This is a genomic window from Nocardiopsis sp. NPDC006198 (assembly GCF_040613895.1).
GTDB lineage: Bacteria > Actinomycetota > Actinomycetes > Streptosporangiales > Streptosporangiaceae > Nocardiopsis > Nocardiopsis tropica.
This window is the reverse complement of the sequence record NZ_JBEXSY010000007.1, coordinates 122,877-145,312: the sequence shown is the minus strand read 5'-3', so window position 1 is coordinate 145,312 and position 22,436 is coordinate 122,877. Positions and strand designations below refer to the sequence as shown.

Below are 22,436 nucleotides of genomic sequence, written 5' to 3'. Positions count from 1 at the left end.
GCCGCGCGCGTCCGCGCGGGGGCGGCGCCCCCCCCGCGCGGGGCGGCGGCCGCCCCCACCGCCCTTCGTCGTGTCCGGGCCGGCGCCGGGGTACCGGGGGCGGTGCGCCCCTCAGCGGCGCCGCGGGTCCCCGGGCCGGCGGGGCCGGGCCAGTGTCAGTTTGTAGAGGAGTCGACACTGCTCGGCCGTCCCGATGAGGTCCGAGGTCTCGACGGGCCGGTTGGCGCTGAAGTGGGTGCGCTCCACCACCAGCACGGGTATGCCGGGGGCCGATCCGAGCAGTGAGGCCTCGGAGTCGCGCAGGGAGCGCACGCCCACCTCCTCGACCACGCGGTCGACCGGGTGGCCCGCGGCGCTGAGCCGGTCGAGCAGGCCGATGTCGGGCGCCGCGTCGAAGGGTGTGCGCAGCGTCCCGGCGGTGAGCGACGCCGGTTCCCACGACTGGTGCAGTGTGATGGGCAGTTCCGACGCCAGCCCGCGCGAGGTGGTGCGGTAGACGGGCTCCCCGTCGCGCAGCCGGAGCCGCGAGCTCAGCGGGGCCGAGCACGGCTCCTGCTCGGTGCCGATGTCCTCACGTCGGAGTTTGCCCAGGCCGGAGCCGGAGGAGGAGTCCGTCCGGCACAGCCGGAAGAGCTCGGGGACCGTGCGTACGAAGTACCCGGAGCCGGGCCTGGCCTCGACGAGGCCCTCGGTCACCAGGAGTCGGAGCGCGGTACGGGAGATCTGCTCGCTGACCCGGTAGGAGCGCGCCAGCCGGGTCCTGGAGGGGAGACGTGTGCCGGGCGGCATCTCCCCGCGCAGGATCGGCTCGCGAAGCTGCTCGGCCAGCCACAGGTAGCGCGGTTGCCTCACCACGGTCATGAGGCCCGGGACGCGGGGCCTCCCGTGGACGGGGTGTCTCTGTGCTTGCGCGAAATGGGGGCGGTACGCCCGAGTTGGTGGTCGCGGGGGACGGTGCCGCCACCGTTTCCGGTGCAGACGCCGGTTCGGAGGAGGGGAGTGAACCTGCAAGATCGCCGAAGCTCGCCCATGGTTCCCAGTAAAGCAGTGAAAAGGCCTGGTAGGGGGCGCTAATCGAAAGTCTTCGGTCCGGTCGCGCGCGGTCCGAAGAATCGGAACCGGGACCCCAAGGCCGGGAAACGCCCGAAAACCACGAAATGCACGGGAGTGGGCACCCCAAAAGACTACTCTGCGTGACAATATGATCACGTCATGCTTGGGGGAGTCATGTTCACGAGCCTTGCTGACAGTACGGACACCGCCGTCGCCTGGATGAGCGGGATCACCGGGCTGGTCTTCCTGCTCATCGGCCTGTTCCTGCTGGTGCTGGTGATCGCCGCCGTGATCTCCGCACTGGCCCACGGCGACACCACGGGGGGCGGCAAGCTCCTGTGGATCATCTTCATCCTCTGGTTCCCGCTGTTCGGCGCCGTCGCCTGGTTCGTCGTCGGCAAGAAGGGGCACCTCAACCGCTTCCTCGGCATCGACAAGGGGAGGGCGCGCCACACGCTTCCGTCCAGCGTCGGCCAGCACAGCAACGTGGCCAACGGCAGGAACGGGGGACCGGGCGGTGCCCAGGCCCACCCGGGCGACGACCGGCCCGGGACGGACGAGGACCGGCTCGGGGAGGACGACGAGCGCCCCGGGGCTGGCGGCGACCGCCTCAGCATGCGTGAGAGCCTCGCCGTGGCGCATGAGGGCCGGCCGGGGGCGCGTGAGGCGCGGCCCGGGGCGGACGAGGACCGGATCGGCATGCGCGAGGTCCGGCCCGTGGCGGGCGACGAGCGGTTCGGCATGCGTGTGAGCCGTCCCCGGATGGGCTACGGCGGGCCCGCGATAGGCCACAGCCAGCCGGAGATGGGACACGCCTGACCAGGCGGCCCCGGGCCACGGAGCGACCCCGGACGGGAGGCCCCCGTCCGGGGTCGCCGCATGTCTGCGGGGCCTCCCCGGCTGCTCCGGCCGCGCGGTCCCGTGCGCGGTCGCGGACCGGTGGCGCCCCACGGCGGCCGGTCAGTCCCCGGTGGTCCCGAAGTCGGCGAAGTCGAAGCCCGGCGACACGAAGCAGCCGACGAGGACCTCCTCTTCCGACAGCGGACGGGCGGTCTGCCAGGTGTCGCGGGGGACCACGAACTGGAGGTGCTCGCCCCGCTCGATCGCGGGGCCCAGCACCGCGCCGCCCTCGGACACGGGGGAGTCCCCGCGCCCGCCCAGCTCCAGCCACAGCGGACCGCCGCGGTGGAAGGCCCACACCTCCTCGGAGCGCAGCCGGTGCCAGCGCGACTCCTCACGGGGCCCCAGCAGGAACGTGATCCCCGTGGCGGTCGACCGCGGCCCCGGGCGGCCCTCCGGCCGGACCTGCGTCCCGGCACGCCAGGTCGGCCGGTACCAGCCGCCCTCCGGGTGCGGCAGCAGGTCCAGGAGCTCGGCGGTGGCCGACCGCTCCTCCGCGGCGGTGTAGCTGCCGGAGGGGTCCTGTCGCAGGTGGAGCACCCCGCGCACCGCGCCTCGCGGCAGGGGGCCGTAGACGTGCGGGAAGAGCACGTCCGGGCCCACCCCCGGCGGAGGGGCGGGGTCGGCGGCCTCCCATCTGACCTCGGCCGCGACGGCGTCCGTGTCCACGACGAGGGCGACCAGGGGGCCGGCCGCGTCGGAGTACAGCGCGTTCGCCACGGCGAGCAGCGTCGGCTCGTCCGGGGAGGCGTGCACGAACCCCTGGTCGCGCAGGGACTCCGGCTCGACGTCCCCGCCGGAGGTCCAGCGCTCCAGCTCTGTCAGGTGCAGGATGAGGGCCATGCGGCCGACCGTACCCCGCCCGCGCCGGCCAGCGGGGGCCGTTGAACGGATGCCCCTTCCGTCCGGTCCCGCCGGGAATCAGCGGGAGGACCCGCGCCGGTTCCTCGATTGGTTCGGCGGCACTCGGACCTGGCCCGGGTGCTTCCACGTGCCCAGGAAGGAGCGGAGGGCGTGGGCGCCGCTCCGCGTGTCCACCTCCAACGTGAGGGAGACCAGGCCGGGCCACCCCGCCTCTTCCCACATCGTGTACGCCTTCGTGAACGCGGTCAGAGCCCTCGTGCCGTTGCCCGTGGCCGAACCGTCCGGCCAGATGTGGGTCCAGTCGTCGCCTTCTCCCAGGGCGACGACGGGCGCGGCGGCGCCCTCCCAGGGACGTCCTCCCACGGCGATGTGCAGTCCCGGACAGGTGAGTACGAGCCGGGTCAGCCGGTCGTTGCGGAGGAGGTCCCTCGATCCCTCGGGGAAGACCGTTCGATCGGTGGCCTCCTCACCGTTTCCCGGGAACCTCTGCCGGGCTCCGCGCTGTCTGCGGTCGCGCATGAACGCGGCGTCACGGACCAGCGGGCCGACGGCCGTGGCGGATCCCGTCCTGCGCAGCGCGACGACGGGCGTGGGACCGCCCTCGGGGTAGGGCGCCCAGGGGATCACCAGCCGCGCGTCGCGACCGACCAGTTCCACCCATGCGAGGGGGACCCGCCGGACCGCGCACGTGGCGATGAGGGCGTCGAAGACCCCGGGCCCACCCGGGGCGGTGCCGGTGACCACCCGCACGTCGGTTCCCCTGAGGCGGTTCCGGGCGTGCGCGGCCACGTCGGGGTCGATCTCCACGCTCGTCACCGATCCCGTGGGGCCGACGAGGGACGCGAGGATCGCGGCGTTCCACCCGGTACCTGTGCCGATCTCCACCACACGCATGCCCGGTTTGATCTCGGCCGCCCGGAGCATGTCCGCCATGAGCTGGGGCGCGGAGGAGGACGAGGTCGGGATGTTCACGGGGCCGGCGGCCCTGTTGCTGATCTGCGTGGTGACGTAGTCGTCCGCGTAGACGGAACCCGCCCACCCGTCCGGGTCGTCTGCCCGGTCCAGCGCGGCCCCGACCGCACTGGGCCAGATCACGTCGGGAACGTACTCGTGGCGGGGGCAGGCCGCGAAGGCGGCCCGGATCTCGTCGGTGGTGTCCAGCCGATCCGTCAGGAGGGCATGGGCCCGGTCGAGGTCGGTCATTCCCTCATACCTTCCCGGGTGAGCAGGATGTGCGGTTCACTCAAGGTGTTCTCCGAGGTCTGTCGAGGGTCGGACCTCGGTCCGTCGGGGCAGCGCCGATACGCAACCTCATGGCGGCAAGTTCTGGCCGATGTCCTGGACGAGTCGCGCGGCGCGGGGGCCGCGCAGGGCCGCGGCGGAGAGTTCCGCGAACGCGCGCCGGTAAGGCTCCGTTGCGAGGGCCTCGGTCAGGGACAATTCGGCGCCGATGGTCTCCACCAGGACCTGCTTCTCGTCGAAGATCCAGAACCCGTGGGCGGGGACCACGTCCATGCTCGCCGCTAGGGGGATGACGCCGATGTCGGCCTGGCGCCGGGTGATCTCCGAGACGATGCGGGACAGCTGAGCGGCCATGACCGCGTCCGGTCCCAGTCGGATGTGCAGGGCCGGTTCCCAGATCAGGACCTCGAACCGCTTGCCGGGGGCGTCCAGGATGTTCTGACGGTCCATGCGGGCCCGCACCGCTTTGTCGATGTCCTCGGGGGTGCAGTGGTGGCGTGCTCCTCGGCGGAACATGTACGCGGCGTAGTCCGGTGTCTGGAGGAGACCGGGCACGCACGCGGTTTCGAAGATGCGAAAATGTCGGGTCGCGGCGTCCAGAGGAGAGTACGAGCGCTGGAGCGGTTCGTGTCCCCCGGCGAGTCGCCGGCGCCAGCTCGCGTAGTGGGTCTCCAACGACCGCAACTGCGTCGACAGCCCCTTCGCCGCCTCGGGACGTCCGCACACCCGCGCCCAGGAGCGAAGGTCCTCCAGACTGGCGGTCTGTTTGCCGTGCTCCAGCTTCGACACCTTGGAGGGGTGCCAGCCCAGACGCACGGCCAGTTCCCGGCCGGACAGCCCGGCCTCCTCCCGGAGTTCGCGCAGGCGGACGCCGAGGGAGGCGCGGGCGGTCTGGTAGTCGGTCATAGGGCGCGGGTGGCCATGTACTCCGTGAAGGGCAACGCGTGGTGCCGGGCAGCGTCGCGGGCCTGGAGAGCCGTCAAGACCTCGGACGGCTCCTCGCTGAGGTGCACACCCAGGAACCGGTCGCCGTCGAACGCCAGGCGGGCCACGGTGCGGCTGTCGAAGACCCAGAAATCGTGGTCGGGCAGTTCCGCGACGATCGGATGGGTGCGGGGCAGGTAGCGGATGTCCTCCCCTGCACCGAGGTTGTAGGGGGTGCCCCACAGCTCCCAGCGCAGGTAGTCCGAGGGCGGGTCGTCGATGAGCCGGACCCGTTCCATGCGCTTGCCGGTGGCGGTCTCCTCCCTCACCATGCGCAGCCACGGGGTGAACCATTCCAGGTCGGGTTCCTTGCCGGTCAACCATTCCTGAAAGGGGCGGTCTTCGTCGAGCTTGCCGTAGTAGGTGCGGGTCTCCAGCCGCCATGCGGTGTGTCTGTACTGCCGGAAGAGGTCGTCGAAGGCTTCTCCGGACACCAGGTCGGACACGTCACTCCTTGGGGGCGAAACGGGTCAGCAGGGATCGGGGAACCACGACGAACTCCTCACCCTCCAGCACGTCGCGCAACTGCTCAAGCGCTTCGGGATCCGTCAGCCGGTCGCCTTGAACCACGATGTCGCCGGTATCGGTCTCGTACAGGGTCGGACATCCGCCGTTCTGCGAAGTCGTGCCTATTTTGTGGAGTTTCACGGGAGCTCCCTGGATAAGAACGGATGGGAACCCAGTTTCACCGACTCGGCTCTGCGACTGCCAGAGCGCTGCGGACGCCGCGCGAGAAATTCCGAGCAACTCCCGCTCCTACGACCCGAACGCGGGATTACGTTCGTCGGTACGCCGACCCTACCGATGAAGGAGACCTTGTGCGATCGGTGGACTCCCATCCGGATGAAACTCGGGTTTTGGCCCCCTATGTCCGTGTCGGTTTCCAGGACGGGACGCTGTTCCTCGGGTTCGGGTCGATACGGAGGCCGGTCCACGACCGGGCGCTGTGGGAACCCCTGCTGCGACTGGCCGACCACTTCCGCGAAGCACGTACCCAGGCCCAGGCGCGGTCCTTCCTGAGCGGCTCATGCGGGATGGACGCGCACCGGGTCGAAGCGGTGATGCGGTTGCTCGACGACGGGAACCACCTGATCCCCGCGCACGCCTACGACCCGGCCGACCGCTACAGCCGCCACGCCCTGTTCTACGAACTCTCCGGTGCCGCCGCGGTCCAGGTCCAGCTCCGACTGGCCCGCGCCCGGGTGGTGGTGCTCGGGTGCGGCGGCATCGGCAGCCTGGTGGCAACGGTCCTGGCCACCGCCGGGGTCGGCGCACTGGTCCTGGTGGACGCCGACCACGTGGAGCTGAGCAACCTGACCCGCCAGTTCCTGTTCACCGAGGCCGACGTCGGACTGCCCAAGACAGAGGTGCTCGCCCGGGAACTGCGGCGGCGCAACCGCGACTGTCGAGCGCTGTCGGTGGTGCGCGGCGTCGGGGACACGGACGACCTGGAACACCTGCCCGACTGTGACCTGTTCGTGGTCTCGGCCGACTCCCCGGGGCTGACGGGCGTGGTCAACGCCCACTGTGTCCGGAGTGGAACACCGTGGTTGAACGCCTGCTACGTCAACGACATCGCGGTGTGGGGGCCGCTGGTGGTCCCGGGGACGACCGGGTGTTGGGACTGCCGACCGCTCACTGCGGGTCCCCCGGAAGGCGAGCCCGGGCTGGCCCGGCTCGTGACCGGGATCAACAGCCGCTACCAGGCTCCCTCCAACGGCCCGGTGAACATGCTCGCCTCGTCCCTGGCCGCGCTGGACGTGCTGCGGTATCTGGGCGGCTTCGGGGCCCCGGCGGCCTTGAACCGGCGGATGGGCGTGTGGTCGCACGACCTGTCGCTCGACGGGCAGGGTGCGGAACGCGACCCGGCCTGCACCACCTGCGCCGAGGCCGTTCCGGTCCGGGAGGGAGTCCGATGAGCACCGACCACGACGCGCGGTGTGTCTTCTGCCGGATCGCCGCCGGGCGGGCCCCGGCGCACCGGATCTGGGAGGAGGCCGACCATCTGGCGTTCCTGTCGACCTCTCCGAACACCGAGGGGTTCTCGGTGGTGATCCCCAAGGCGCACCGGAGCAGCTACGTGGTGAACCTGGAGGAGAAGGAGTACGCCGCGCTGCACCTGGCGGCCCGGGAGGTGGCGCGCCTGCTGGACGCTGCGTTCGCCGATGTGGCGCGCACCGGGATCATGTACGAGGGGTACGGGGTGGACCACGCCCACGCCAAGCTCTTCCCCATGCACGGCACGGCGGGCAACGCGGGTGAGGGGTGGCGGGCGGTGGTGTCGACGGCCACGGGCTACTTCGACCGGTATGAGGGGTATCTGTCCTCACACGACCACGAGCGGGCCGAGGACGGGTGGCTGGCGGAGGTCGCCGCACGGATCAGGCGGTCGGCCGGATGATCGCGGGGCCCGTTGGCTCAGGGGTTCGGTGAACAAGTGCGGGGCGGCTCTGAAGGGGGCCGCCCCGCTGTCGCTTCTCGGGGGTCAGTTGTTGCCGTCGTCGTTCACGGTGGCCTCCTCGCTTTGCGTGGTGGGTGCGTTGCGGGAGGCCGTGGTCCGTCCCGGGGTTCTCGGCGGTCTCCCGAACCCATGGAAGCCCGGTGACCAGGCTCAGGACAACGTGCTTGCTTGAGATTGCGTCCGAGAGTATGCGCATGTCGTCAGTACATGAGTGTTGAGAACAAGTGATGCCCGGTGGAGATGGGGCTCCTACCGGGCATCGGTGGTGTTGCGCGGGATCGGGGTGTGGGAGGCGGTCAGATGCGGGCGGTGCTGAGGAAGGCCTGCCACTCAGGGCTGGGGAAGCTGAGTGCACCGAGGTCTCTGTGCTTGGTGTCGCGTATCGCGGCGCCCGCACTGGCTGGCGTCGCGACCTCCACGCATGCCTGGGCATTGGCGCTGTACGTGGACTTACGGAACTCCATGTCGATCATCGGTATCACTCATGTCCTTCTACGCGTAGTTGTCACGCATGACATTCTCGATCAGCTCCACCGAAGGCTCAGGCAGGAGCGCTGACCCTTGTAGGTGTCCGTACACCTCATTGTGCCGTTCGATCTGGTGGGGTTCCTCCAGGAACTGGCTAGTTGTGACGGATTCGGTGAAGGCGAGTGACTGGTCCAGGGGGTCCTCGAAGTCGAGAATGAGGAACGAGCCGAGCATCGCCGCGTGTGCTCCGGCGGAGAAGGGGAGTACCCGAAGGTCCACATTGTGCCTGGTCGCGGAGTTGATGAGGTGCTGAAGTTGTTCACGCATGACCTCAGCACCGCCGACTTCGCGCCTTAGCGCACCTTCGTCGATGATCGCGTAGAGCTTGGCCGGGTACACGCCTTCCAGGATCCTCTGGCGTTCCAACCGGGCTTGTACGTGGCGTTCGACGACGTTACCTGGATGCGCGGCACCTCCGCGAAAGATGGCCTCGGTGTAACTCGGTGTCTGTAGGAGACCGGTGATGACCTGAGCCTCGAAGGTGCGGATGGTCGATGCTTCAGCCTCGAAGTCCGGCAGTGCCCCGGAACCGAAGACATCCCGGTAGTCCGACCACCAGCCTCGCTGCTTCGCATCCTTCGCGAGCTGCATGAGCCCGTCTCGGTATGCCTGGTCCCCGGCCTGGTAGAGGTCGAGGAGGGTAGCCAGGTCGGGCTGCGTGATCCCCTGATCTGCGCGTTCAATGCGCGTGATTTTTGAGTGCTGCCATCCGAGGTTCTTGGCGGCGGTGGCACCGGTGAGGCCCGTCTGCTCACGGAGCTTGCGCAGCTCGACGGCAAGACGGCGGCGACGGACGCTGGGGCTGTGGGCAGAGGGACGGCGCATGGGCCGATGGTAGCTCGTCATTCTCTATTTCTAAGGCAGTTTGCTGCGTACGGCTTGCAAAATCGCAGTTTGCTATGCATCATGGGTGTGGTTAGACGATTGCTGAGTGTAACGCCGGGATGGCTTCTTGAAGGTCGTCTTGAGCGGGGAGCTCACGGACCAGCTGTTGATGTGGCTGACCAGAACCGTCGAGAGGTGATGTCGCATGAGGAGTTCCAGTAGTCGAGCAGACGGGGTGAGGGGCGACTCGGAAGGGGAGTGGAAGCGGTTCGGGAGGCGGGTGGGGGAACTGCGGGAGGCGGCCGGGCTCAGCTTCAACGACCTGGCGATGCGGGAGGTGTGCGAGGCTTCCGAACTCCGCCGGGTGGAGGAGGGCGGCACGGCCGTCCCGCGCTATCTTGCCGAGTACCTGGACCGCAAACTCAACGCGCAGGGCAGCCTGGTCAACGCCTGGGCCCGGTCCACGCTCAACACTCATCTGGCGTCGGGGGCTCGACCGCACGAACTCGACTCCTCGGTGAGCGCCCTGCGCGAGTTCCACCCCGGGGCCCTTCCGACCACGGTTCAGACCCACGCCTACGCGACCGCGCTCGGCCGTGCGCGGGGACAGGCCCCGGGGCAGTCGATCGGCTGGAACAGCACGGCTTCGCTGCGGGTGGTGGTGAACGAAGCCGCAGTGCGGGCCCGGGTGGGCGGGTCCGAGGTGATGCGCGAACAGCTGGGCCGCCTCATCGGTTCCATGAGGGCGGGCGGACTCTGCCTCCAGGTCGTTCCGGCCGACGTGGCCGAACACCCCTGCCCGATGGGGCCGTTCCGCCTCCTGTCCCTGGGGCCGGTGTACACCGTCGCCCACCTGGTCTCCCCCTGCGGGGACGGTCAGCTCGTCTCCGCGCCCCAGGAGGTCCGGGCCTTCTCCGACCTGTTCGAGGATCTGCGCGGCGCGGCACTCCCGGGCGGCGACTCCCTGGACCTCCTGGTCCACATCGCCGAATCCCTCAGGCCCTCGGCGGAACGCAAGGCGATCACCAGCGGAGAAGAGGCCGGCGGGGTTCTGGCAACGCTCGCCGCACACCGGGTCGCCCGCCCCTGAGGGCGACCACGAAAAAGCTCTGGCGGGTGCGACAAACACCCCCAGAGCAGGCCGACAGGCATTCCGAGTTCACATAGAAAGCGAGTTGTCGACATGTCCATTCTGCCGCACACGATCCCCACGGAACACCGGTGGCCTGCGCGGATCTACCCCGGAACCCTCGTGCAGATGAGCACCGTACGCGCGGACCTGCGCTCCGACCTGGCCGGATTCGACGAAGACCTGGTGGAGACCGTCTCACTGTGCGTGAGCGAGATGGCCGCCAACGCCGTCGAGCACACCCGATCGGGAGCCGAACCGGACGGCCGGGTGCTGCGAGCGCTCTCCGTATCGGAACCGGGCGTGCTGCGCCTGGTGGTCGTGGACGACGGGGCACGGGAATCCTCCCCGAAGATCCCGGCGCAGCGCACCGAACAGGAGTGGACGAGCGCCGAACGCGGACGCGGCCTGCTCCTGGTCGAGGCCCTGTCCCGGGCCTGGGGCACCTACCCCGTGGTCCCCTTCCCCTTCTGCGCCGGCCTGGGCACGGCCGTGTGGGCCGAGTTCACCACCGGGGAGAGCAGCTGATGACCACCGCCATGGACCCACGCATGCGTGCGGTGCCCGACACGCCTCGTGGGCACCGTCCCTCCCGCACTTCCCACCTCTCCCACAACTCTCGTCCCTCCCGCTCCTCTCGTACTTCCAGGCACGCTCAGCTCACCCCGCCCACCAGGGAACAGCAGCTCCTCGACCAGATGAGCGGCAACCCACGGGTCGCCTACCGGCTCGAACACGGAGCCCTGCCCCACTGGATGAGGGTGGCGGAGGAGCAACGCGCCCAGCGGGAGCGGCCCCCGGTCCGACCGGACGCCCCGGAGGAGGGTCCGGTGTCCGCCGCGGGCGGGCGCCACCGGCGGCCCCGACCCCGACGGACCCGGCGGCTCACCTGGCGGGCGCTGGCCTACGGCGCCGCAGCGGTGGGAGGCGCCCTCCTCGGCCAGGCCGTCGCCATGTCGCCCTGGTGACGTGTCCCCTCGGCCGGCCACACGCCTCCCCGCTTGCCTGCCGGTCCGCTTTGTCCACAGGCTGTGGACAAAGCCTGCGAACCCGCCGATGCGCGGCATTTCCGGGAACGACGGACGCCCCGGCCGATCCTCGGCCGGGGCGTCCGCGTTCAGGTGCTGCGGGTACTTCGGGTGCTACAGGATGATCCGCATCGGCTCTTCCAGGATCTCCGCGAGGTCCTTCAGGAAGGCCGCGCCGACCGCGCCGTCCACCGCGCGGTGGTCCACCGACAGCTCCAGGGAGATCCGGTTGCGCACGACGACCTCGCCGTCCACGACCACCGGCTCCTGGCGCATCGCGCCGACCGCGAGGATCGCCGCCTCCGGCGGGTTGATGACCGCCGAGAAGCTGTCCACGCCGAACATGCCCAGGTTGGACACGCTGAACGTGCCGCCGCTCATCTCCTGCGGCTTCAGCTTGCCGTCACGGGCCTTGCCCGCCAGCTCGCGCGTGCGCGTGGAGATCTCCGACAGCGTCGCCTTGTCGGTGTCGTGCAGCACCGGCACGACCAGCCCGGCGTCCACGGCGACGGCCACGCCGACGTTGATGCGGTGGTGCTGGAGCAGCTTGTCGTCGACCCACGAGGTGTTGACGGACGGGTGCAGCTTGAGCGCCGTCGCGCACGCCTTGACGATCAGGTCGTTGAAGCTGATCTTCGCGCCCGTGGACGCCAGCTGCTCGTTGATCTGGCCGCGGAAGCCCTTGAGGGCCTCGGCGTCGATCGTGCGCCGCAGGTAGAAGTGCGGCACCGTCTGCTTGCTCTCGGTCAGGCGGCGCGCGATCACCTTGCGCACGTTGCTGACCTTGAGCTCCTCGGAGGCGCGGCCGTCGTCGAACGCCGGCGCGGACGGGGCCGCGGCCGGTGCGGGCCGCGACTCCTGCGCGGCCGGCGCGGCGGGGGCCTGCTCGCGTGCCGCCCCGTCCTTGGCGGCGGCCTCGATGTCGGCGCGCACGATCCGGCCCTTGGGACCCGACCCCTGGATGCTGTTGATGTCCAGGCCGTACTCCCGGGCCAGCCTGCGGGCCAGGGGGGACGTGCGCGGACGCGGACCGTCCTCGCCGCCGCCGGACGACGGGGCGGGGGCCTCGGCGGGAGCGGACTCCTCGGCGGGCTCGGAGGCGCCCTCCTCCGCCCCGGCGGAGCCGGAGGCCTCCTCGGCGGGCTCGGACCCGCCGGAGCCGGAGTCCTCCGGCACCGCGTCGGGGGAGTCGCCGATCACGCCGATGACGGCGCCGATCGGCACCGTGTCGCCCTCGGACACGGACTGCTTGACCAGGTAGCCGTCCTCGTAGGCCTCGTACTCCATGACGGCCTTGTCGGTCTCGATCTCGACCAGGACGTCACCGGAGGCGACCTTGTCGCCCACCTGCTTGACCCACGTACTGATGACGCCTTCCTCCATGGTGTCGGAGAGGCGCGGCATCTGGATCTCGCTCATACTTGGAATCTCCCTCTACCCGACCCGTTTGCCGACGGCGCTCAGGGTCTCCTTGATGGCGGTGCTGATCGACTCGACCGACGGCAGGGCGGCCGTCTCCAGCGGCTTGGCGTACGGCATGGGGACCTCCGCCATCGCGACCCGGCGCACCGGGGCGTCCAGGTAGTCGAAGGCGCCCTCCTGGATCGACGCGGCGATCTCCGCGCCGATGCCGTAGGTCAGCCAGTCGTCCTCGCAGATCACCGCGGCGCCGGTCTTCTTGACCGAGTCGACGAAGGTCTGGCGGTCGAGGGGCCGGAGGCTGCACAGGTCGACGACCTCGACGCTGATGTCCTCCTCGGCCAGCTTCTCGGCGACCTGGGTGGCGACCATCGCCATCCGGGAGTAGCCGATGAGGGTGATGTCGGAGCCCTCGCGGGTCACCTTGGCCCGGCCGATCGTGGCGACGTTGTCGTTCGACGGCTGGGCGTAGTCGTCGGGGACCTCGCCCTTGGAGTTGTACAGGCCCAGGTTCTCCAGGAACAGGACCGGGTCGTCGTCGCGGATGGCCGCGCGCAGCATCGCGGAGGCCTCGGCCGGGGTGCTGGGAGCGAGCACCTTGAGGCCGGGGATGAACGAGTAGAACAGCTCGATGTTCTGCGAGTGCGTGGCGCCGAGCTGCTGGCCGCCGCCCCCGGGGGTGCGGATGACCATGGGCACGCTGGTCTGGCCGCCGAACATCCCGTAGATCTTGGCGGCGTGGTTGATGATCTGGTCGATGGCGATCAGCGAGAAGTTGATCGTCATCAGCTCGACGACCGGACGCAGGCCGAGCATGGCCGCGCCGATCGCGGCGCCGACGAAGCCCTCCTCGGCGATCGGGGTGTCCTTGACCCTGCGGGGGCCGAACTCCTTGAGCAGGCCCTCCGTGATCTTGTAGGAGCCCTCGAAGACGCCGATCTCCTCGCCCATGACGAGGACGTTCTCGTCGCGGACCATCTCCGCGCGGAGCGTGTCGCGCAGAGCCTGGCGGTAAGTGATCACAGACATGTGCTCGGTCCCTCTCTACTCTGCGAACACCGGGTCGGCGGGCATGCGGCGCGACTCGTTGGGGACGGGCGTGGCGTACGTGTAGTCGAACAGCGTGGACACGTCCGGGTGCGGGCTGTTCTCGGCGAAGTCGGCGGCCTCGGCCACCTCCTCCTTGACGGACGCGGCGAGCTCGTCGCGCAGCTCGTCCGTGAGGATGCCGGCCTCGGAGAGCCTGGCGCCGAAGAGGGCGATCGGGTCGTTCTCCTCGGACCGGGCCTCGTCCTTCTGTTCGTCGGTGCGGTACTTGGCCGGGTCGACCACGGAGTGGCCCTTCATCCGGTGGCTCCAGGCCTCCAGCAGGAACGGCGTCTGCTCCTCGCGGGCGCGCTCGACCAGGCGGGCGGCGGTGTCGCGGACCGCGAGCACGTCGCGGCCGTCCACGCGCTCGCCCTCGATGCGGAAGGCGGAGCCGCGCTTGTACAGCTCGGGCTCGGCGGAGGACATGTCGACGGTGGTGCCCATGCCGGTGAAGTTGTTGATCACCACGAACACGATGGGCAGGTTCCACAGCTTGGCGATGTTGAGGGACTCGTGCCAGGCGCCGATGTTGGTGGTGCCGTCGCCCATCTGGCACATGACGACCTCGTCGCCGCCCCGGTAGGAGATGGCCAGGGCGGCGCCCGTGGCCAGCGGGAGCTGGCCGCCGACGATGCCGTAGCCGCCGAGCATGCGGGTCTCGGTGTCGTACATGTGCATGGAGCCGCCCCAGCCCCTGGACACGCCGTCGGAGCGTCCGTAGAGCTCGGCCATGACCCGCTTGGGGTCCATGCCCTTGCCGATCGCGTACCCGTGGTCACGGTAGTTCGTGAACAGGTAGTCGCGCTGCTGGAGGGCGGTCATCAGGCCGACGACGGTGGCTTCCTCACCGAGGTTGAGGTGGCAGTAGCCGCCGATCCGGGCCTGCGTGTAGGCCTGCGCGGTGCGCTCCTCGAACCGCCGGATGAACAGCATCTGGCGGTAGTAGTCGAGGAGGACGTCGGGGGTCTCGCCGGCGAGGCCGGCGGCGGTGTCCCTGCGACCGCGCCGCCGGGTCCCTGAGGACCGGGCGGTGCCGGTCTTCGGCTTGGCCGTGTCAGCCATGGTGTGCCTTTCTACGTACGGGAAGGCCTGCCGCCCCGGCCTGTGGGCCGGGGTGCCAGGCCCGCCGCGGTCCCGCTGTCGGGCGCGACCTCGGCGTGCGCCGCCGCCGGGCTCATTCGGCTGCGGTGCTCTGTGGCTGTTGCGGGGCGCGTCGCGGGAAGCGTGGCTCGTCCTTCCCGGACGCGAAGCGCTCGTGGGGTCTCGTGTGCAGTTGTCGCCCGGACCCCCGACCGCATTGCTTCCCGGTCTCCACTGCCCTATGCATCCGTGGCTCGGCGTGGCAGTGTCGGTCGCGAGGGTTCGTCCACCGGCCGGATGAACGACTCCGCGCATCCGAGGGGGCGCGCGCGTACGTGTGACGTGCGTCGCGCACACTCTACGGTCTGATCGATGATCGATCAATACGACTTTACGGCAGATAGCCCAAGTTTGGTGCAACGGGGCAGGTCAAGGCCGAAAGGCGGGATCCGGGGCGGAGAGGCGACACGCGGGGAGGGCCCCGGACGCCTCCCCCCGGGGCGGGAAACGGCCTCAGCGCACGCTCTCGTGGGACTTCAGCGCGGCCTCGACGTAGTTGAGGACGTGCTCGCTGACCATGTCCCCCACCGACGGGTCGCCGTCACGGAACGCCCGGGTGATCTGGTCGTGGTCGGCGGCCTTGGCGTGCAGCTCCATGTTCAGCCAGCGCACGGACAGCGCGGTCCACACCTCGACGCCCAGCGACTCCCACGTGTGCAGCAGCACGCTGTTGTCGGCGGCCCGCACGATCTCCCGGTGGAACTCCACGCTGTGCCTGATCTGCTCGGAGACGTTCCCCTCCGCGGTCGCCCGCTTGAGCGCCTCCACCTCGCGCTCCAGCGCGGAGGGGTCGGCGGCGAGCCTGGGCGCGGCCAGCCGGGCGGCGACGAGCTCCAGGCCGGCGCGGACGGGGTAGATCTCCGCCATGTCCTGGACGCCGAAGTCCCGCACGCGGGCGCCCTTGTTGGGCACGGTCTCGATCAGGCGCAGGGTCTCCAGCTCCCGGAGCGCCTCGCGGACCGGGGCCTGGCTCACCTTCAGCTCGGTCGCGACGCGGCGTTCCACGATCCGCTCGCCGGGCTGCCAGCGTCCGGACAGCAGGCCCTCGACCAGTACCTGCCGGATCTGCTCCCTCAGCGGCTCGCGCGCGAGCTTCGAGGGATCATCCGGCAACTGGGGCAGGTCGACCATCCAGGGCCCTTCCGTTCCACGGCCCGCGCACACCACCGTGTGCCCGGGCCGGTTCGCTCAGCTTCGTACAAGCTCTTTGAAGGGTGCCACACGCCGACGGGTCAACCGGCCAGTAGGCCTCGAAAGGCTAACGGATGGCTCACGAACGTGTCGCGCCGCGGTGAATCGCCGGGGACCGCCGACGGGGCCCACGGCAAAGCCCGAGGCAGAGGCGTCGCACTTGAGCGGCCGTGCCGCCGATGCGGCGAAGTGTCCGGGTAGGCTCATCTGTTGGCAACACTCACCCGCCGTTGTACGTGGTAGGGGCCACGCAACGGCAATGAGTCCGACAAGAGCGCCTTGACCTGCGTTGACCATCGCCGGGCAGGAACCGGCGCGACACATCCAGCACTGTTGGGCCGCGTGTTCCCCGACACGGACCTGACCGGTGGCCGGTCACGACATAGTGAACCAGTCGCCGGGTAGGACCGTCGAACGGGATGAGCGGGGTAGTTCTACCCCGGCGCCTGTCCCAACCCCGAGTCGACCCTGAGGACGTCAGGATCAGTTCCAGCAACCACGGCTAGCCCGTCCCCCACGCTTCCCAGGTGCCACAGGCAAGCCCACGACGTGTGAGACAGCACTGAGCACATGACGCACTCTTCGAGGACCCGACATCCACGGTCCAGGCAGTTGAACCAACCACACGACAGGGAAGAGCGTACGACCCCGGCGGCGGGGCCGTACAGCGGACCCATCCCCGTGGTGCGTACCACCGAGTACGCCCCCGGCCCCCCTGTCGTGCGCGCGGTCCGATGGCCGAGCGTGAGCGAGATCGCGTGGGGCGTCGCCTCCGACCGTGTGGCCATCATGCTCGCCGTGGCGCTGATCGTCATGACGATGCTCGCGGCGGGCCCGCTGCACCCGGTGGACAACTTCCTGAACGAGCTGCCCCGGCCCTACTGGGACGTGCTCCGCGAGCCGATGATCCTCTGGCCGGACACGGTCGCCTCCCGTGCCGTGGCGCTGCCCGTCCTGGGCGTCACGGTGCTGCAGCTCGCCTACTGGCACCGGAGCTGGCGGCCGATCGTGCTGGGCACGGTCGGGGTCGTGGGGATGATGTCCCTGGTGTCCGTGATGAAGCTGGGGACCAACCGCGGGCACGCCAAGCACTTCGACCCGGACTTCTTCATGGGCCCCGGGAACGTGGCCTTCCCCTCCGGCCACGGGGCGAACGCGATCCTGATCTACGGGCTGGTGCTCTTCCTGATCATCAGGTTCGGCGCCGCGCGGCCGCACATCATCCGGCGCCTGGCGTACTGCATCGTGGGCATCGCCCTGCTGCAGTCGACCGTCTCCATCTATCTGCACTTCCACTGGTTCACGGACCTGGTGGCGGGGATGCTGGCCGGCGGGTTCGCGCTGAGGGTGACCATCCGCCTCGACCGGATGATCCCGCACGGGCGCACGGTGGAGTGGTGGCCCTGGTACGGCCGCAAGGAGGGCCCGCTCGCGGCGAAGGAGTGAGCGCGCCGCCGGGGTGCGGCGCGACCGCGGCCCCGGGCGGGGCGGCCCGTGACGACGGCGCCCGCCGGACACCGTTCCGGCGGGCGCCGTCGTGCGTCGTCCGGGGCCGGCCGTCGGCGGCGTGCGGGGAGGCCCGGGGGCCGTCCGGTCCCGCGGTGGGACCGCCGGTCGCGGCGGGCCGGATGGCGGCGCGGACGGCCGCGCATTCTACGGCAAGCGCTTACCGATCAAAGTCCTGAAAATACGCCGGGAAGGCATATTCGGGCACGGTGCCATCTGGGACGGCGTCCATTCCGGAGAATGCCGACGCGATTTCCCTGGGTGAGCACAAGCCCGTTCAGCTGGGACTACGCGCGGAATCGCCGCTGTCGCTCCGTAATCGAACGGTGATTCCCCGGGCATGGGCTGTTGACACGGTGCCCGTCGTCGATTTACCGTCCTGGCACGGAAAGCGCTTTCAGGTTCATGGCCGGGCCGCTCGGGAAACCGGGCGGCGACGGCACATGGGGCCCCGGACCGTCCGGGGCCGCGTCACCCTCAGACCCTTCCCGGAAGAGACCCGCCATGTGCACACCCCTCGGCACGCCGTACGCACGAACCGCGTCAGCGCAGGTCGCGGCCCCCGAAGGCCTTGCAGACCCCGCTGACCCGCTCGGTTCCGCCGAGGTGCCGGGCGGTCTCTGACCACAGGCCCGGCGGGCGCGGTCCCCACTCCCGCGTCCGCCGGTACGGAGTCGGCGCGGTCCGGTGCGCGGCCGACCTCCGGAGAACCTCCGGCGCACCACCCCTCCCCTCACACCAGAACGAGGAGAACCCCCCATGAGAACAGAACACCCGAAGACCCCCTCGGCCAGGGCGCTCGGCGCCGGCGGCGCGGCGCTCGGCGCGGCCGCACTCGCCCTCGGACTGCTCGGCGTCCCCGGCAGCGCTTCGGCGGCGGTGGGCAGCCCGCAGGGCTGGGCGTCCCAGAACGGCGGCACCACCGGGGGCGAGGGCGGCGACACCGTCACCGTCTCCTCCGAATCGGAGTTCCTCGACGCCCTGGAGGGCGACGGCCCCCAGGTCATCGAGGTCAGCGGCTCCATCGACATCTCCGGCATGAACGACGTGCCCTCGGACACGACGATCATCGGGCTGGACGGCGCGGAGATCACCGGTGGCGGCCTGGACATCAGCGGCGTCAGCAACGTCATCGTCCAGAACATCGCCTTCTCCGGCTGGGACGACGACGCCATCAACATCCAGGAGGGCTCGACCAACATCTGGATCGACCACAACAGCTTCACCGACGGCTACGACGGCGCGGTGGACACCAAGCGCGAGTCCGACTTCGTGACCGTCTCCTGGAACCACTTCTTCGACCACGAGAAGACGTCCCTCGTCGGGCACTCGGACGGGCACACCGAGGACGAGGGGCACCTCCGGGTGACCTTCCACCACAACTTCTACGACGGGACCGGGAGCCGGCACCCGCGGGTGCGCTTCGGCAACCCCGTCCACGTGTTCAACAACTACTACCTCGACAACGCGGAGTACGGTGTCGCCTCCACCATGGGCGGCGGAGTCCTGGTCGAGGGCAACTACTTCGAGGGGGTCGACAACCCGACCCACACCGGCTACGCCGATTCGGACATCGGCGCCATCGAGGAGCGGGACAACGTCTACGACGGCTCGGGCGAGCCCGAGACCGGAGGCGGCGACGTCGCCGCGATCCCGTACGCGTACGACCTCGACCCGGCCGAAGACGTCCCCGCGATCGTGAGTGGCGGCGCCGGACCCGGGAACATCTAGATGTCCGCGGAGTCCTTCCGGTAGCGGGAGGGACACCGCACGAGGCCACCGTCCCGATCGGATACGGGACGGTGGCCGTCTCACGTCCGCCGTCAGCCCCCGCCCCGGCGTGCCCGGTCCGGCAGGAGGCGCCGCCACTCCGGGTCGAACGCCGGGTGGTCCTCGTAGGCGAGCGCGACGCACGCGAGCACCCGCACGGCCACCGCCGAGGCGGTCCGCTCGGGGTCGTCCCCGAAGACGCCGGTGTCCGCGGCGGGGTCCTCCTCCGCGGGGCCGCCCCCGGAGAACCATCCGCCGAAGACGTCCGCGACGGTCTCCACCCAGTGCCAGTCCTCCTCCGCGGACGCCTCCTCGCGGAGCGCGTCCACGGTGGCGAGGAGCGCCAGGTGGGAGCGCGTGCACGGGTCCGGGCGGCCTCCGTCGGCCTCCCCGACCCGGTCCCTGACGAACCGCTCCAGCCTCCGGCCGGCCTTCGTCGTGCTGTTCATGCCGTCCTCCTCCCGGTGGATTGCGTCCCGCCCGGTCATGCGGGCGGGCGCAGCGAGTCCAGATGGGCCCGCAGGACGCCCGTGGTCCGCTCGGCGACGGCCTCCGGGGCGCCCTCGGACGTGAGGGCGTGCAGGGCCAGGCCGTCGAGCAGAGCGTGCAGGCGGAGCGTCTCGGCGTCGAGGTCGGCGTCCGGGCGGACGCGGCCCCGGTCGAGCAGGTGGCGCAGCACCCCGTGGCAGGCGGCGCGGACGCCGCGGTGCGCCTCCTCCTGGATGGCGCGGAGCCCGGGGTGCGCGGGCGTCTCGGCGATGATCGCCACCTCCAGCTCCATCTCCGCCCGGCGGGTGCTGTCGAGGGGGAGGAGCTCGTGGAGGATCGCCTCGGCGAGCTCGCGGGGGTCGTGCAGGCCGGTGTGCCGCGCGACGCGCTCGCGCGCCCGGGCGTGCACCAGCGCCATGGAGAACTCCAGGAGCTCCTTCTTGCTGGGGAAGACGTGCCGCACGGAGCCCACGGCCAGGTTCGCCTCGGCGGCGACGGTGCGCACGGAGACGGCGCCCACCCCCTCGCGGAGGATGACCCGCCAGACGGCCTCCGCGATCTCCTCCCGGCGGTGTTCGTGGTCGATCAGTTTCGGCATGGGTCCATGTTAGCACGACTGTGCTACTGTGATAGCACGGTCGTACTAACAAAGATCGGGGCGAACGACGCCGCGAACGATCGTCGGGGGTGTGTCCAGTGGTGGAGTTCATCGTCCAGAACCCCGTGGCCGCGGTGATCGTCCTGTGCGAGTTCGGCCTGTGGGTGCTGCTGGGCCTCGGCCTGGCCCTGCGCTACCTGTTCCGGCTGCGGCGTGCGAGCGCGCTCGTCCTGTGGTCGATCCCCCTGCTCGACGTCGTCCTGGTCGTCGCCACCGCCCTCGACCTGCGCGGCGGGGCGGACGCGGGCACGGTCCACGGCCTCGCCGCCGTCTACCTGGGCCTCAGCGTCGCCTTCGGGCCCGTGATCGTGCGGTGGGCGGACGCCCGCTTCGCGCACCGGTTCGCGGGCGGGCCGCCGCCCCCGGGGGCTCCCCGCAGGGGGCCCGGACGCCGGGCCCACCTGCTGCGGGAGTGGTACCGCGCCGTCAGTGCGGCCGCGATCGCGTCGGCCGTGCTGCTCGGCCTCATCGTGTTCTTCGCCGCTCCGGAGGGGCGCGAGGTGCTCGCCTGGTGGATCGGCCGCGTGTGGATCGTGGTCGGCCTCTGGTACGTGTTCGGTCCGCTGTGGGAGGGCGGAGGCGGATCCGGGGGCGGAGGCGCCGACACGTCCGCCGGCGACACGAGCCGGAGGGCCCGCGCCTGAGGGGGGCGGGAAGGCGTCCGCCGACCGCGTCCGGAGCGCCGCCGAGGGGTGCGGAAGTCCGTTCCCCACAGGCGTCGCGGGGACGTCGTCGCCGGTCCGGGGCGGTGCGGCCCCGGACCGGCGGGGTTTCACGTGAAACATCCCGGGCGCCCCGGCGGAGGCCGGGGCCGGGCGTCACATGGACGTCCGGGCGTACTCGTGGAGGGAGTCGCGGACGAACGCGGCGCCCTCCACGGTCCCGTACGTGGTGGAGAAGTTCGGGTCCTCGACGTACATGGTGGCCAGGCAGCGCACCATCTCGACGGAGCGCTCGCGGTCGCCCTCGGCCACCGGGGTCCCCGGGATCGCCCGGAGCCACTCCACGTGCCGTGCGGCCAGCGCCTGCGCGCGGTCCGACCCGGGGGACACGCCGTCCTTCCAGGCTTCGGCCCACGAGTTGACCAGGTCGTCGGTGTCCCGCTTCCACGCGATCTGCTGCCGCACGGTCTTGCCGTGCCACCAGTCGTTGCTCTCCTGGAAGACCCGCTCGCCCCAGCGGGCGACGACCTCGTCCCGGTAGGGGTCGTTGAATCCCTCCAGCATCATCTGCATGGAGGGGTCCGACCCCGAGGCCCGGGCGTCCAGGGTGTGGCGGACGGCCCTGATCCGCTGGTCCAGGCGGCTGCGCTCGGCCTCGAGGAGGCCGATGTGGTCGCCGAGGGCCCCCTCCTCGTCACCCTGCCGGTCCAGGACGTCCGCGATCACGGGCAGGCCGAGGCCGAGGTCCCGCAGGAGGAGGATGCGCTGGAGGCGGGCCACCGCGTCCATGTCGTAGTAGCGGTAGCCGTTGTCGCCCACCCGGGAGGGGTGCAGGAGCCCGATGTCGTCGTAGTGGCGCAGGGTCCGACTCGTCACACCGGCGCGGGCCGCGACCTGCTGGATGGTCCACTCCACGCACCCCCCTCTCCGGGCCTCGCGGGCCCTACTCCTCGGCGACGAAGTCGCCGCTCTGCATATTCTCCTTGACCCACTCCCTGGCGTCGTCGGCCTCCGCCTCGCGGTAGGCCGTGAGGATCACCCGGTTGCCGTCCGGGTCCTCGACGGTCAGGTCGGAGGTGAACCAGGGGGTGTCCGAGGGGCCCTCGACGGCGGCGCCCGGCGGCAGGTCGGCCCGGAGGGCCTCCGCCAGGGCGGTGAGGTCCTGCCCGCCCGCGGAGAAGCTGGCGGTGGTGCTGCCGCGCTCCGGGGCGCCGGGGACGAGGAGGATGTCCTGGTACTTCATCCGCCGCAGGTGGACCACGGCGGGGGGTCCGTCCGGGGCCCCCAGGACGGCCAGGGAGATGAAGCCGACGGAGTGGTAGAAGGATTCGGCGGCGGCGATGTCCGCGACCTGGAAGGTCACGAACATCGGCATGGGGTAGACGGTCCGGTCGATGACGGACGCGGTGTTCTCGCTCATGTCGTCGACCCTAGGAGTTGACGTAGCGAGAAGGTCAAGCCGTGATCGCGCGGACGGGGCCGGGCGTGCCCGGGCCCC

The 22,436-nt window shown here is 70.6% G+C and carries 24 protein-coding genes and 1 pseudogene; 9 read left to right on the top strand and 16 right to left on the bottom strand.

What is annotated here, in order from left to right; genetic code table 11:
- Positions 1-111: 111 nt before the first annotated feature.
- On the bottom strand, positions 112-855 hold the full coding sequence (locus ABZ234_RS07560) for a GntR family transcriptional regulator (protein ID WP_267950576.1): 744 nt from the start codon (positions 853-855) through the stop codon (positions 112-114).
- A 372-nt stretch (positions 856-1,227) separates the two neighbouring features.
- On the opposite strand from ABZ234_RS07560, the pseudogene ABZ234_RS07555 reads away from it, so the two are divergent.
- Positions 1,228-1,545, top strand: a pseudogene (locus ABZ234_RS07555) (PLD nuclease N-terminal domain-containing protein); the annotation flags it as partial.
- A gap of 468 nt (positions 1,546-2,013) precedes the next feature.
- Here ABZ234_RS07555 and ABZ234_RS07550 read toward each other — a convergent pair.
- The 5 genes from ABZ234_RS07550 to ABZ234_RS07530 all read right to left on the bottom strand — a co-directional run bounded on the left by ABZ234_RS07550 (position 2,014) and on the right by ABZ234_RS07530 (position 5,691).
- Complete coding sequence (locus tag ABZ234_RS07550; protein WP_355011413.1) at positions 2,014-2,796, bottom strand: cupin domain-containing protein; 783 nt, start codon at positions 2,794-2,796, stop codon at positions 2,014-2,016.
- 78 nt (positions 2,797-2,874) lie between these two features.
- Entirely contained in the window at positions 2,875-4,020 is a 1,146-nt protein-coding gene (locus tag ABZ234_RS07545) for an rRNA adenine N-6-methyltransferase family protein (RefSeq protein WP_355011412.1), read from the bottom strand.
- Positions 4,021-4,128: 108 nt separating this feature from the next.
- Positions 4,129-4,965 (bottom strand): helix-turn-helix transcriptional regulator, encoded by an 837-nt coding sequence (locus ABZ234_RS07540; RefSeq protein ID WP_355011411.1) that lies wholly within the window; start codon positions 4,963-4,965, stop codon positions 4,129-4,131.
- On the bottom strand, positions 4,962-5,489 hold the full coding sequence (locus tag ABZ234_RS07535) for a DUF6879 family protein (RefSeq protein ID WP_355011410.1): 528 nt from the start codon (positions 5,487-5,489) through the stop codon (positions 4,962-4,964). Before ABZ234_RS07535 ends, ABZ234_RS07540 begins: the two co-directional genes overlap by 4 nt.
- Position 5,490: 1 nt before the next feature.
- On the bottom strand, positions 5,491-5,691 hold the full coding sequence (locus ABZ234_RS07530) for a hypothetical protein (protein WP_355011409.1): 201 nt from the start codon (positions 5,689-5,691) through the stop codon (positions 5,491-5,493).
- A 209-nt stretch (positions 5,692-5,900) separates the two neighbouring features.
- Here ABZ234_RS07530 and ABZ234_RS07525 point away from each other — a divergent pair, with 209 nt between their 5' ends.
- Complete coding sequence (locus ABZ234_RS07525; RefSeq protein WP_355011408.1) at positions 5,901-6,962, top strand: ThiF family adenylyltransferase; 1,062 nt, start codon at positions 5,901-5,903, stop codon at positions 6,960-6,962.
- Positions 6,959-7,444 carry an HIT family protein gene (locus ABZ234_RS07520; RefSeq protein WP_355011407.1) on the top strand — a complete coding sequence of 162 codons (486 nt, stop codon included), beginning with the start codon at positions 6,959-6,961 and terminating at the stop codon, positions 7,442-7,444. The genes ABZ234_RS07525 and ABZ234_RS07520 overlap by 4 nt, the downstream gene beginning before the upstream one ends.
- Before the next feature lie 356 nt (positions 7,445-7,800).
- On the opposite strand, the gene ABZ234_RS07515 is transcribed toward ABZ234_RS07520, so the two are convergent.
- Together ABZ234_RS07515 and ABZ234_RS07510 are read right to left on the bottom strand one after the other, a co-directional pair.
- Positions 7,801-7,977: a DUF397 domain-containing protein gene (locus ABZ234_RS07515; RefSeq protein WP_355011406.1), complete on the bottom strand. Its 177-nt coding sequence runs from the start codon at positions 7,975-7,977 to the stop codon at positions 7,801-7,803.
- Between the two features lie 19 nt (positions 7,978-7,996).
- The gene (locus ABZ234_RS07510) at positions 7,997-8,878 is read right to left on the bottom strand and encodes a helix-turn-helix transcriptional regulator (protein ID WP_330160008.1); all 882 of its coding nucleotides are present in this window, start codon (positions 8,876-8,878) and stop codon (positions 7,997-7,999) included.
- 184 nt (positions 8,879-9,062) lie between these two features.
- Between ABZ234_RS07510 and ABZ234_RS07505 the strand changes: the two genes are divergently transcribed.
- From ABZ234_RS07505 to ABZ234_RS07495, 3 genes are all read left to right on the top strand, one after another.
- A complete protein-coding gene (locus ABZ234_RS07505; RefSeq protein ID WP_355011405.1) occupies positions 9,063-9,947 on the top strand; it encodes a helix-turn-helix transcriptional regulator in 885 nt (294 codons plus the stop codon).
- Positions 9,948-10,040: 93 nt separating this feature from the next.
- Positions 10,041-10,514, top strand: a complete 474-nt coding sequence (locus tag ABZ234_RS07500) for an ATP-binding protein (RefSeq protein ID WP_355011404.1) — start codon at positions 10,041-10,043, stop codon at positions 10,512-10,514.
- Between the two features lie 170 nt (positions 10,515-10,684).
- A complete protein-coding gene (locus ABZ234_RS07495; protein ID WP_355011403.1) occupies positions 10,685-10,954 on the top strand; it encodes a hypothetical protein in 270 nt (89 codons plus the stop codon).
- A 174-nt stretch (positions 10,955-11,128) separates the two neighbouring features.
- Here the strand turns inward: ABZ234_RS07495 and ABZ234_RS07490 are convergent, their stop codons facing one another.
- The 4 genes from ABZ234_RS07490 to ABZ234_RS07475 form a co-directional block, all read right to left on the bottom strand.
- The gene (locus ABZ234_RS07490) at positions 11,129-12,433 is read right to left on the bottom strand and encodes a dihydrolipoamide acetyltransferase family protein (RefSeq protein WP_355011402.1); all 1,305 of its coding nucleotides are present in this window, start codon (positions 12,431-12,433) and stop codon (positions 11,129-11,131) included.
- A 15-nt stretch (positions 12,434-12,448) separates the two neighbouring features.
- Entirely contained in the window at positions 12,449-13,462 is a 1,014-nt protein-coding gene (locus tag ABZ234_RS07485; RefSeq protein WP_267947291.1) for an alpha-ketoacid dehydrogenase subunit beta, read from the bottom strand.
- Positions 13,463-13,477: 15 nt separating this feature from the next.
- Entirely contained in the window at positions 13,478-14,584 is a 1,107-nt protein-coding gene (pdhA, locus tag ABZ234_RS07480) for a pyruvate dehydrogenase (acetyl-transferring) E1 component subunit alpha (RefSeq protein WP_267947290.1), read from the bottom strand.
- Positions 14,585-15,115: 531 nt separating this feature from the next.
- Positions 15,116-15,793 carry a GntR family transcriptional regulator gene (locus tag ABZ234_RS07475; RefSeq protein WP_330160002.1) on the bottom strand — a complete coding sequence of 226 codons (678 nt, stop codon included), beginning with the start codon at positions 15,791-15,793 and terminating at the stop codon, positions 15,116-15,118.
- Positions 15,794-16,534: 741 nt separating this feature from the next.
- Between ABZ234_RS07475 and ABZ234_RS07470 the strand changes: the two genes are divergently transcribed.
- Both ABZ234_RS07470 and ABZ234_RS07465 read left to right on the top strand, forming a co-directional pair.
- Positions 16,535-17,299 (top strand): phosphatase PAP2 family protein, encoded by a 765-nt coding sequence (locus ABZ234_RS07470; RefSeq protein ID WP_267947288.1) that lies wholly within the window; start codon positions 16,535-16,537, stop codon positions 17,297-17,299.
- 819 nt (positions 17,300-18,118) lie between these two features.
- A complete protein-coding gene (locus tag ABZ234_RS07465) occupies positions 18,119-19,090 on the top strand; it encodes a right-handed parallel beta-helix repeat-containing protein (protein WP_267947287.1) in 972 nt (323 codons plus the stop codon).
- A gap of 92 nt (positions 19,091-19,182) precedes the next feature.
- Here ABZ234_RS07465 and ABZ234_RS07460 read toward each other — a convergent pair whose 3' ends face one another.
- Both ABZ234_RS07460 and ABZ234_RS07455 read right to left on the bottom strand, forming a co-directional pair.
- Positions 19,183-19,578 carry a hypothetical protein gene (locus tag ABZ234_RS07460; RefSeq protein WP_355011401.1) on the bottom strand — a complete coding sequence of 132 codons (396 nt, stop codon included), beginning with the start codon at positions 19,576-19,578 and terminating at the stop codon, positions 19,183-19,185.
- A gap of 35 nt (positions 19,579-19,613) precedes the next feature.
- Positions 19,614-20,216: a TetR family transcriptional regulator C-terminal domain-containing protein gene (locus tag ABZ234_RS07455; protein WP_344180255.1), complete on the bottom strand. Its 603-nt coding sequence runs from the start codon at positions 20,214-20,216 to the stop codon at positions 19,614-19,616.
- 98 nt (positions 20,217-20,314) lie between these two features.
- Between ABZ234_RS07455 and ABZ234_RS07450 the strand changes: the two genes are divergently transcribed.
- Complete coding sequence (locus ABZ234_RS07450) at positions 20,315-20,920, top strand: hypothetical protein (RefSeq protein ID WP_355011400.1); 606 nt, start codon at positions 20,315-20,317, stop codon at positions 20,918-20,920.
- A 174-nt stretch (positions 20,921-21,094) separates the two neighbouring features.
- Here ABZ234_RS07450 and ABZ234_RS07445 read toward each other — a convergent pair whose 3' ends face one another.
- Both ABZ234_RS07445 and ABZ234_RS07440 read right to left on the bottom strand, forming a co-directional pair.
- Positions 21,095-21,853, bottom strand: a complete 759-nt coding sequence (locus ABZ234_RS07445; protein WP_355011399.1) for a MerR family transcriptional regulator — start codon at positions 21,851-21,853, stop codon at positions 21,095-21,097.
- A 28-nt stretch (positions 21,854-21,881) separates the two neighbouring features.
- Positions 21,882-22,358, bottom strand: a complete 477-nt coding sequence (locus ABZ234_RS07440) for a VOC family protein (RefSeq protein ID WP_355011398.1) — start codon at positions 22,356-22,358, stop codon at positions 21,882-21,884.
- Between the last annotated feature and the right edge of the window lie 78 nt (positions 22,359-22,436).

Excerpts from the sequence above, each read along its gene's own strand:
- ABZ234_RS07475 (WP_330160002.1), bottom strand. The coding sequence starts at position 15,793 with ATGGTCGACCTGCCCCAGTTGCCGGATGATCCCTCGAAGCTCGCGCGC.
- ABZ234_RS07505 (WP_355011405.1), top strand. The coding sequence starts at position 9,063 with ATGAGGAGTTCCAGTAGTCGAGCAGACGGGGTGAGGGGCGACTCGGAA.
- ABZ234_RS07485 (WP_267947291.1), bottom strand. The coding sequence starts at position 13,462 with ATGTCTGTGATCACTTACCGCCAGGCTCTGCGCGACACGCTCCGCGCG.
- ABZ234_RS07440 (WP_355011398.1), bottom strand. The coding sequence starts at position 22,358 with ATGAGCGAGAACACCGCGTCCGTCATCGACCGGACCGTCTACCCCATG.
- ABZ234_RS07545 (WP_355011412.1), bottom strand. The coding sequence starts at position 4,020 with ATGACCGACCTCGACCGGGCCCATGCCCTCCTGACGGATCGGCTGGAC.
- ABZ234_RS07550 (WP_355011413.1), bottom strand. The coding sequence starts at position 2,796 with ATGGCCCTCATCCTGCACCTGACAGAGCTGGAGCGCTGGACCTCCGGC.
- ABZ234_RS07490 (WP_355011402.1), bottom strand. The coding sequence starts at position 12,433 with ATGAGCGAGATCCAGATGCCGCGCCTCTCCGACACCATGGAGGAAGGC.
- ABZ234_RS07455 (WP_344180255.1), bottom strand. The coding sequence starts at position 20,216 with ATGCCGAAACTGATCGACCACGAACACCGCCGGGAGGAGATCGCGGAG.
- ABZ234_RS07510 (WP_330160008.1), bottom strand. The coding sequence starts at position 8,878 with ATGACGAGCTACCATCGGCCCATGCGCCGTCCCTCTGCCCACAGCCCC.
- ABZ234_RS07515 (WP_355011406.1), bottom strand. The coding sequence starts at position 7,977 with ATGATCGACATGGAGTTCCGTAAGTCCACGTACAGCGCCAATGCCCAG.
- ABZ234_RS07460 (WP_355011401.1), bottom strand. The coding sequence starts at position 19,578 with ATGAACAGCACGACGAAGGCCGGCCGGAGGCTGGAGCGGTTCGTCAGG.
- ABZ234_RS07500 (WP_355011404.1), top strand. The coding sequence starts at position 10,041 with ATGTCCATTCTGCCGCACACGATCCCCACGGAACACCGGTGGCCTGCG.
- pdhA (WP_267947290.1), bottom strand. The coding sequence starts at position 14,584 with ATGGCTGACACGGCCAAGCCGAAGACCGGCACCGCCCGGTCCTCAGGG.
- ABZ234_RS07540 (WP_355011411.1), bottom strand. The coding sequence starts at position 4,965 with ATGACCGACTACCAGACCGCCCGCGCCTCCCTCGGCGTCCGCCTGCGC.
- ABZ234_RS07520 (WP_355011407.1), top strand. The coding sequence starts at position 6,959 with ATGAGCACCGACCACGACGCGCGGTGTGTCTTCTGCCGGATCGCCGCC.
- ABZ234_RS07495 (WP_355011403.1), top strand. The coding sequence starts at position 10,685 with ATGAGCGGCAACCCACGGGTCGCCTACCGGCTCGAACACGGAGCCCTG.
- ABZ234_RS07465 (WP_267947287.1), top strand. The coding sequence starts at position 18,119 with ATGAGAACAGAACACCCGAAGACCCCCTCGGCCAGGGCGCTCGGCGCC.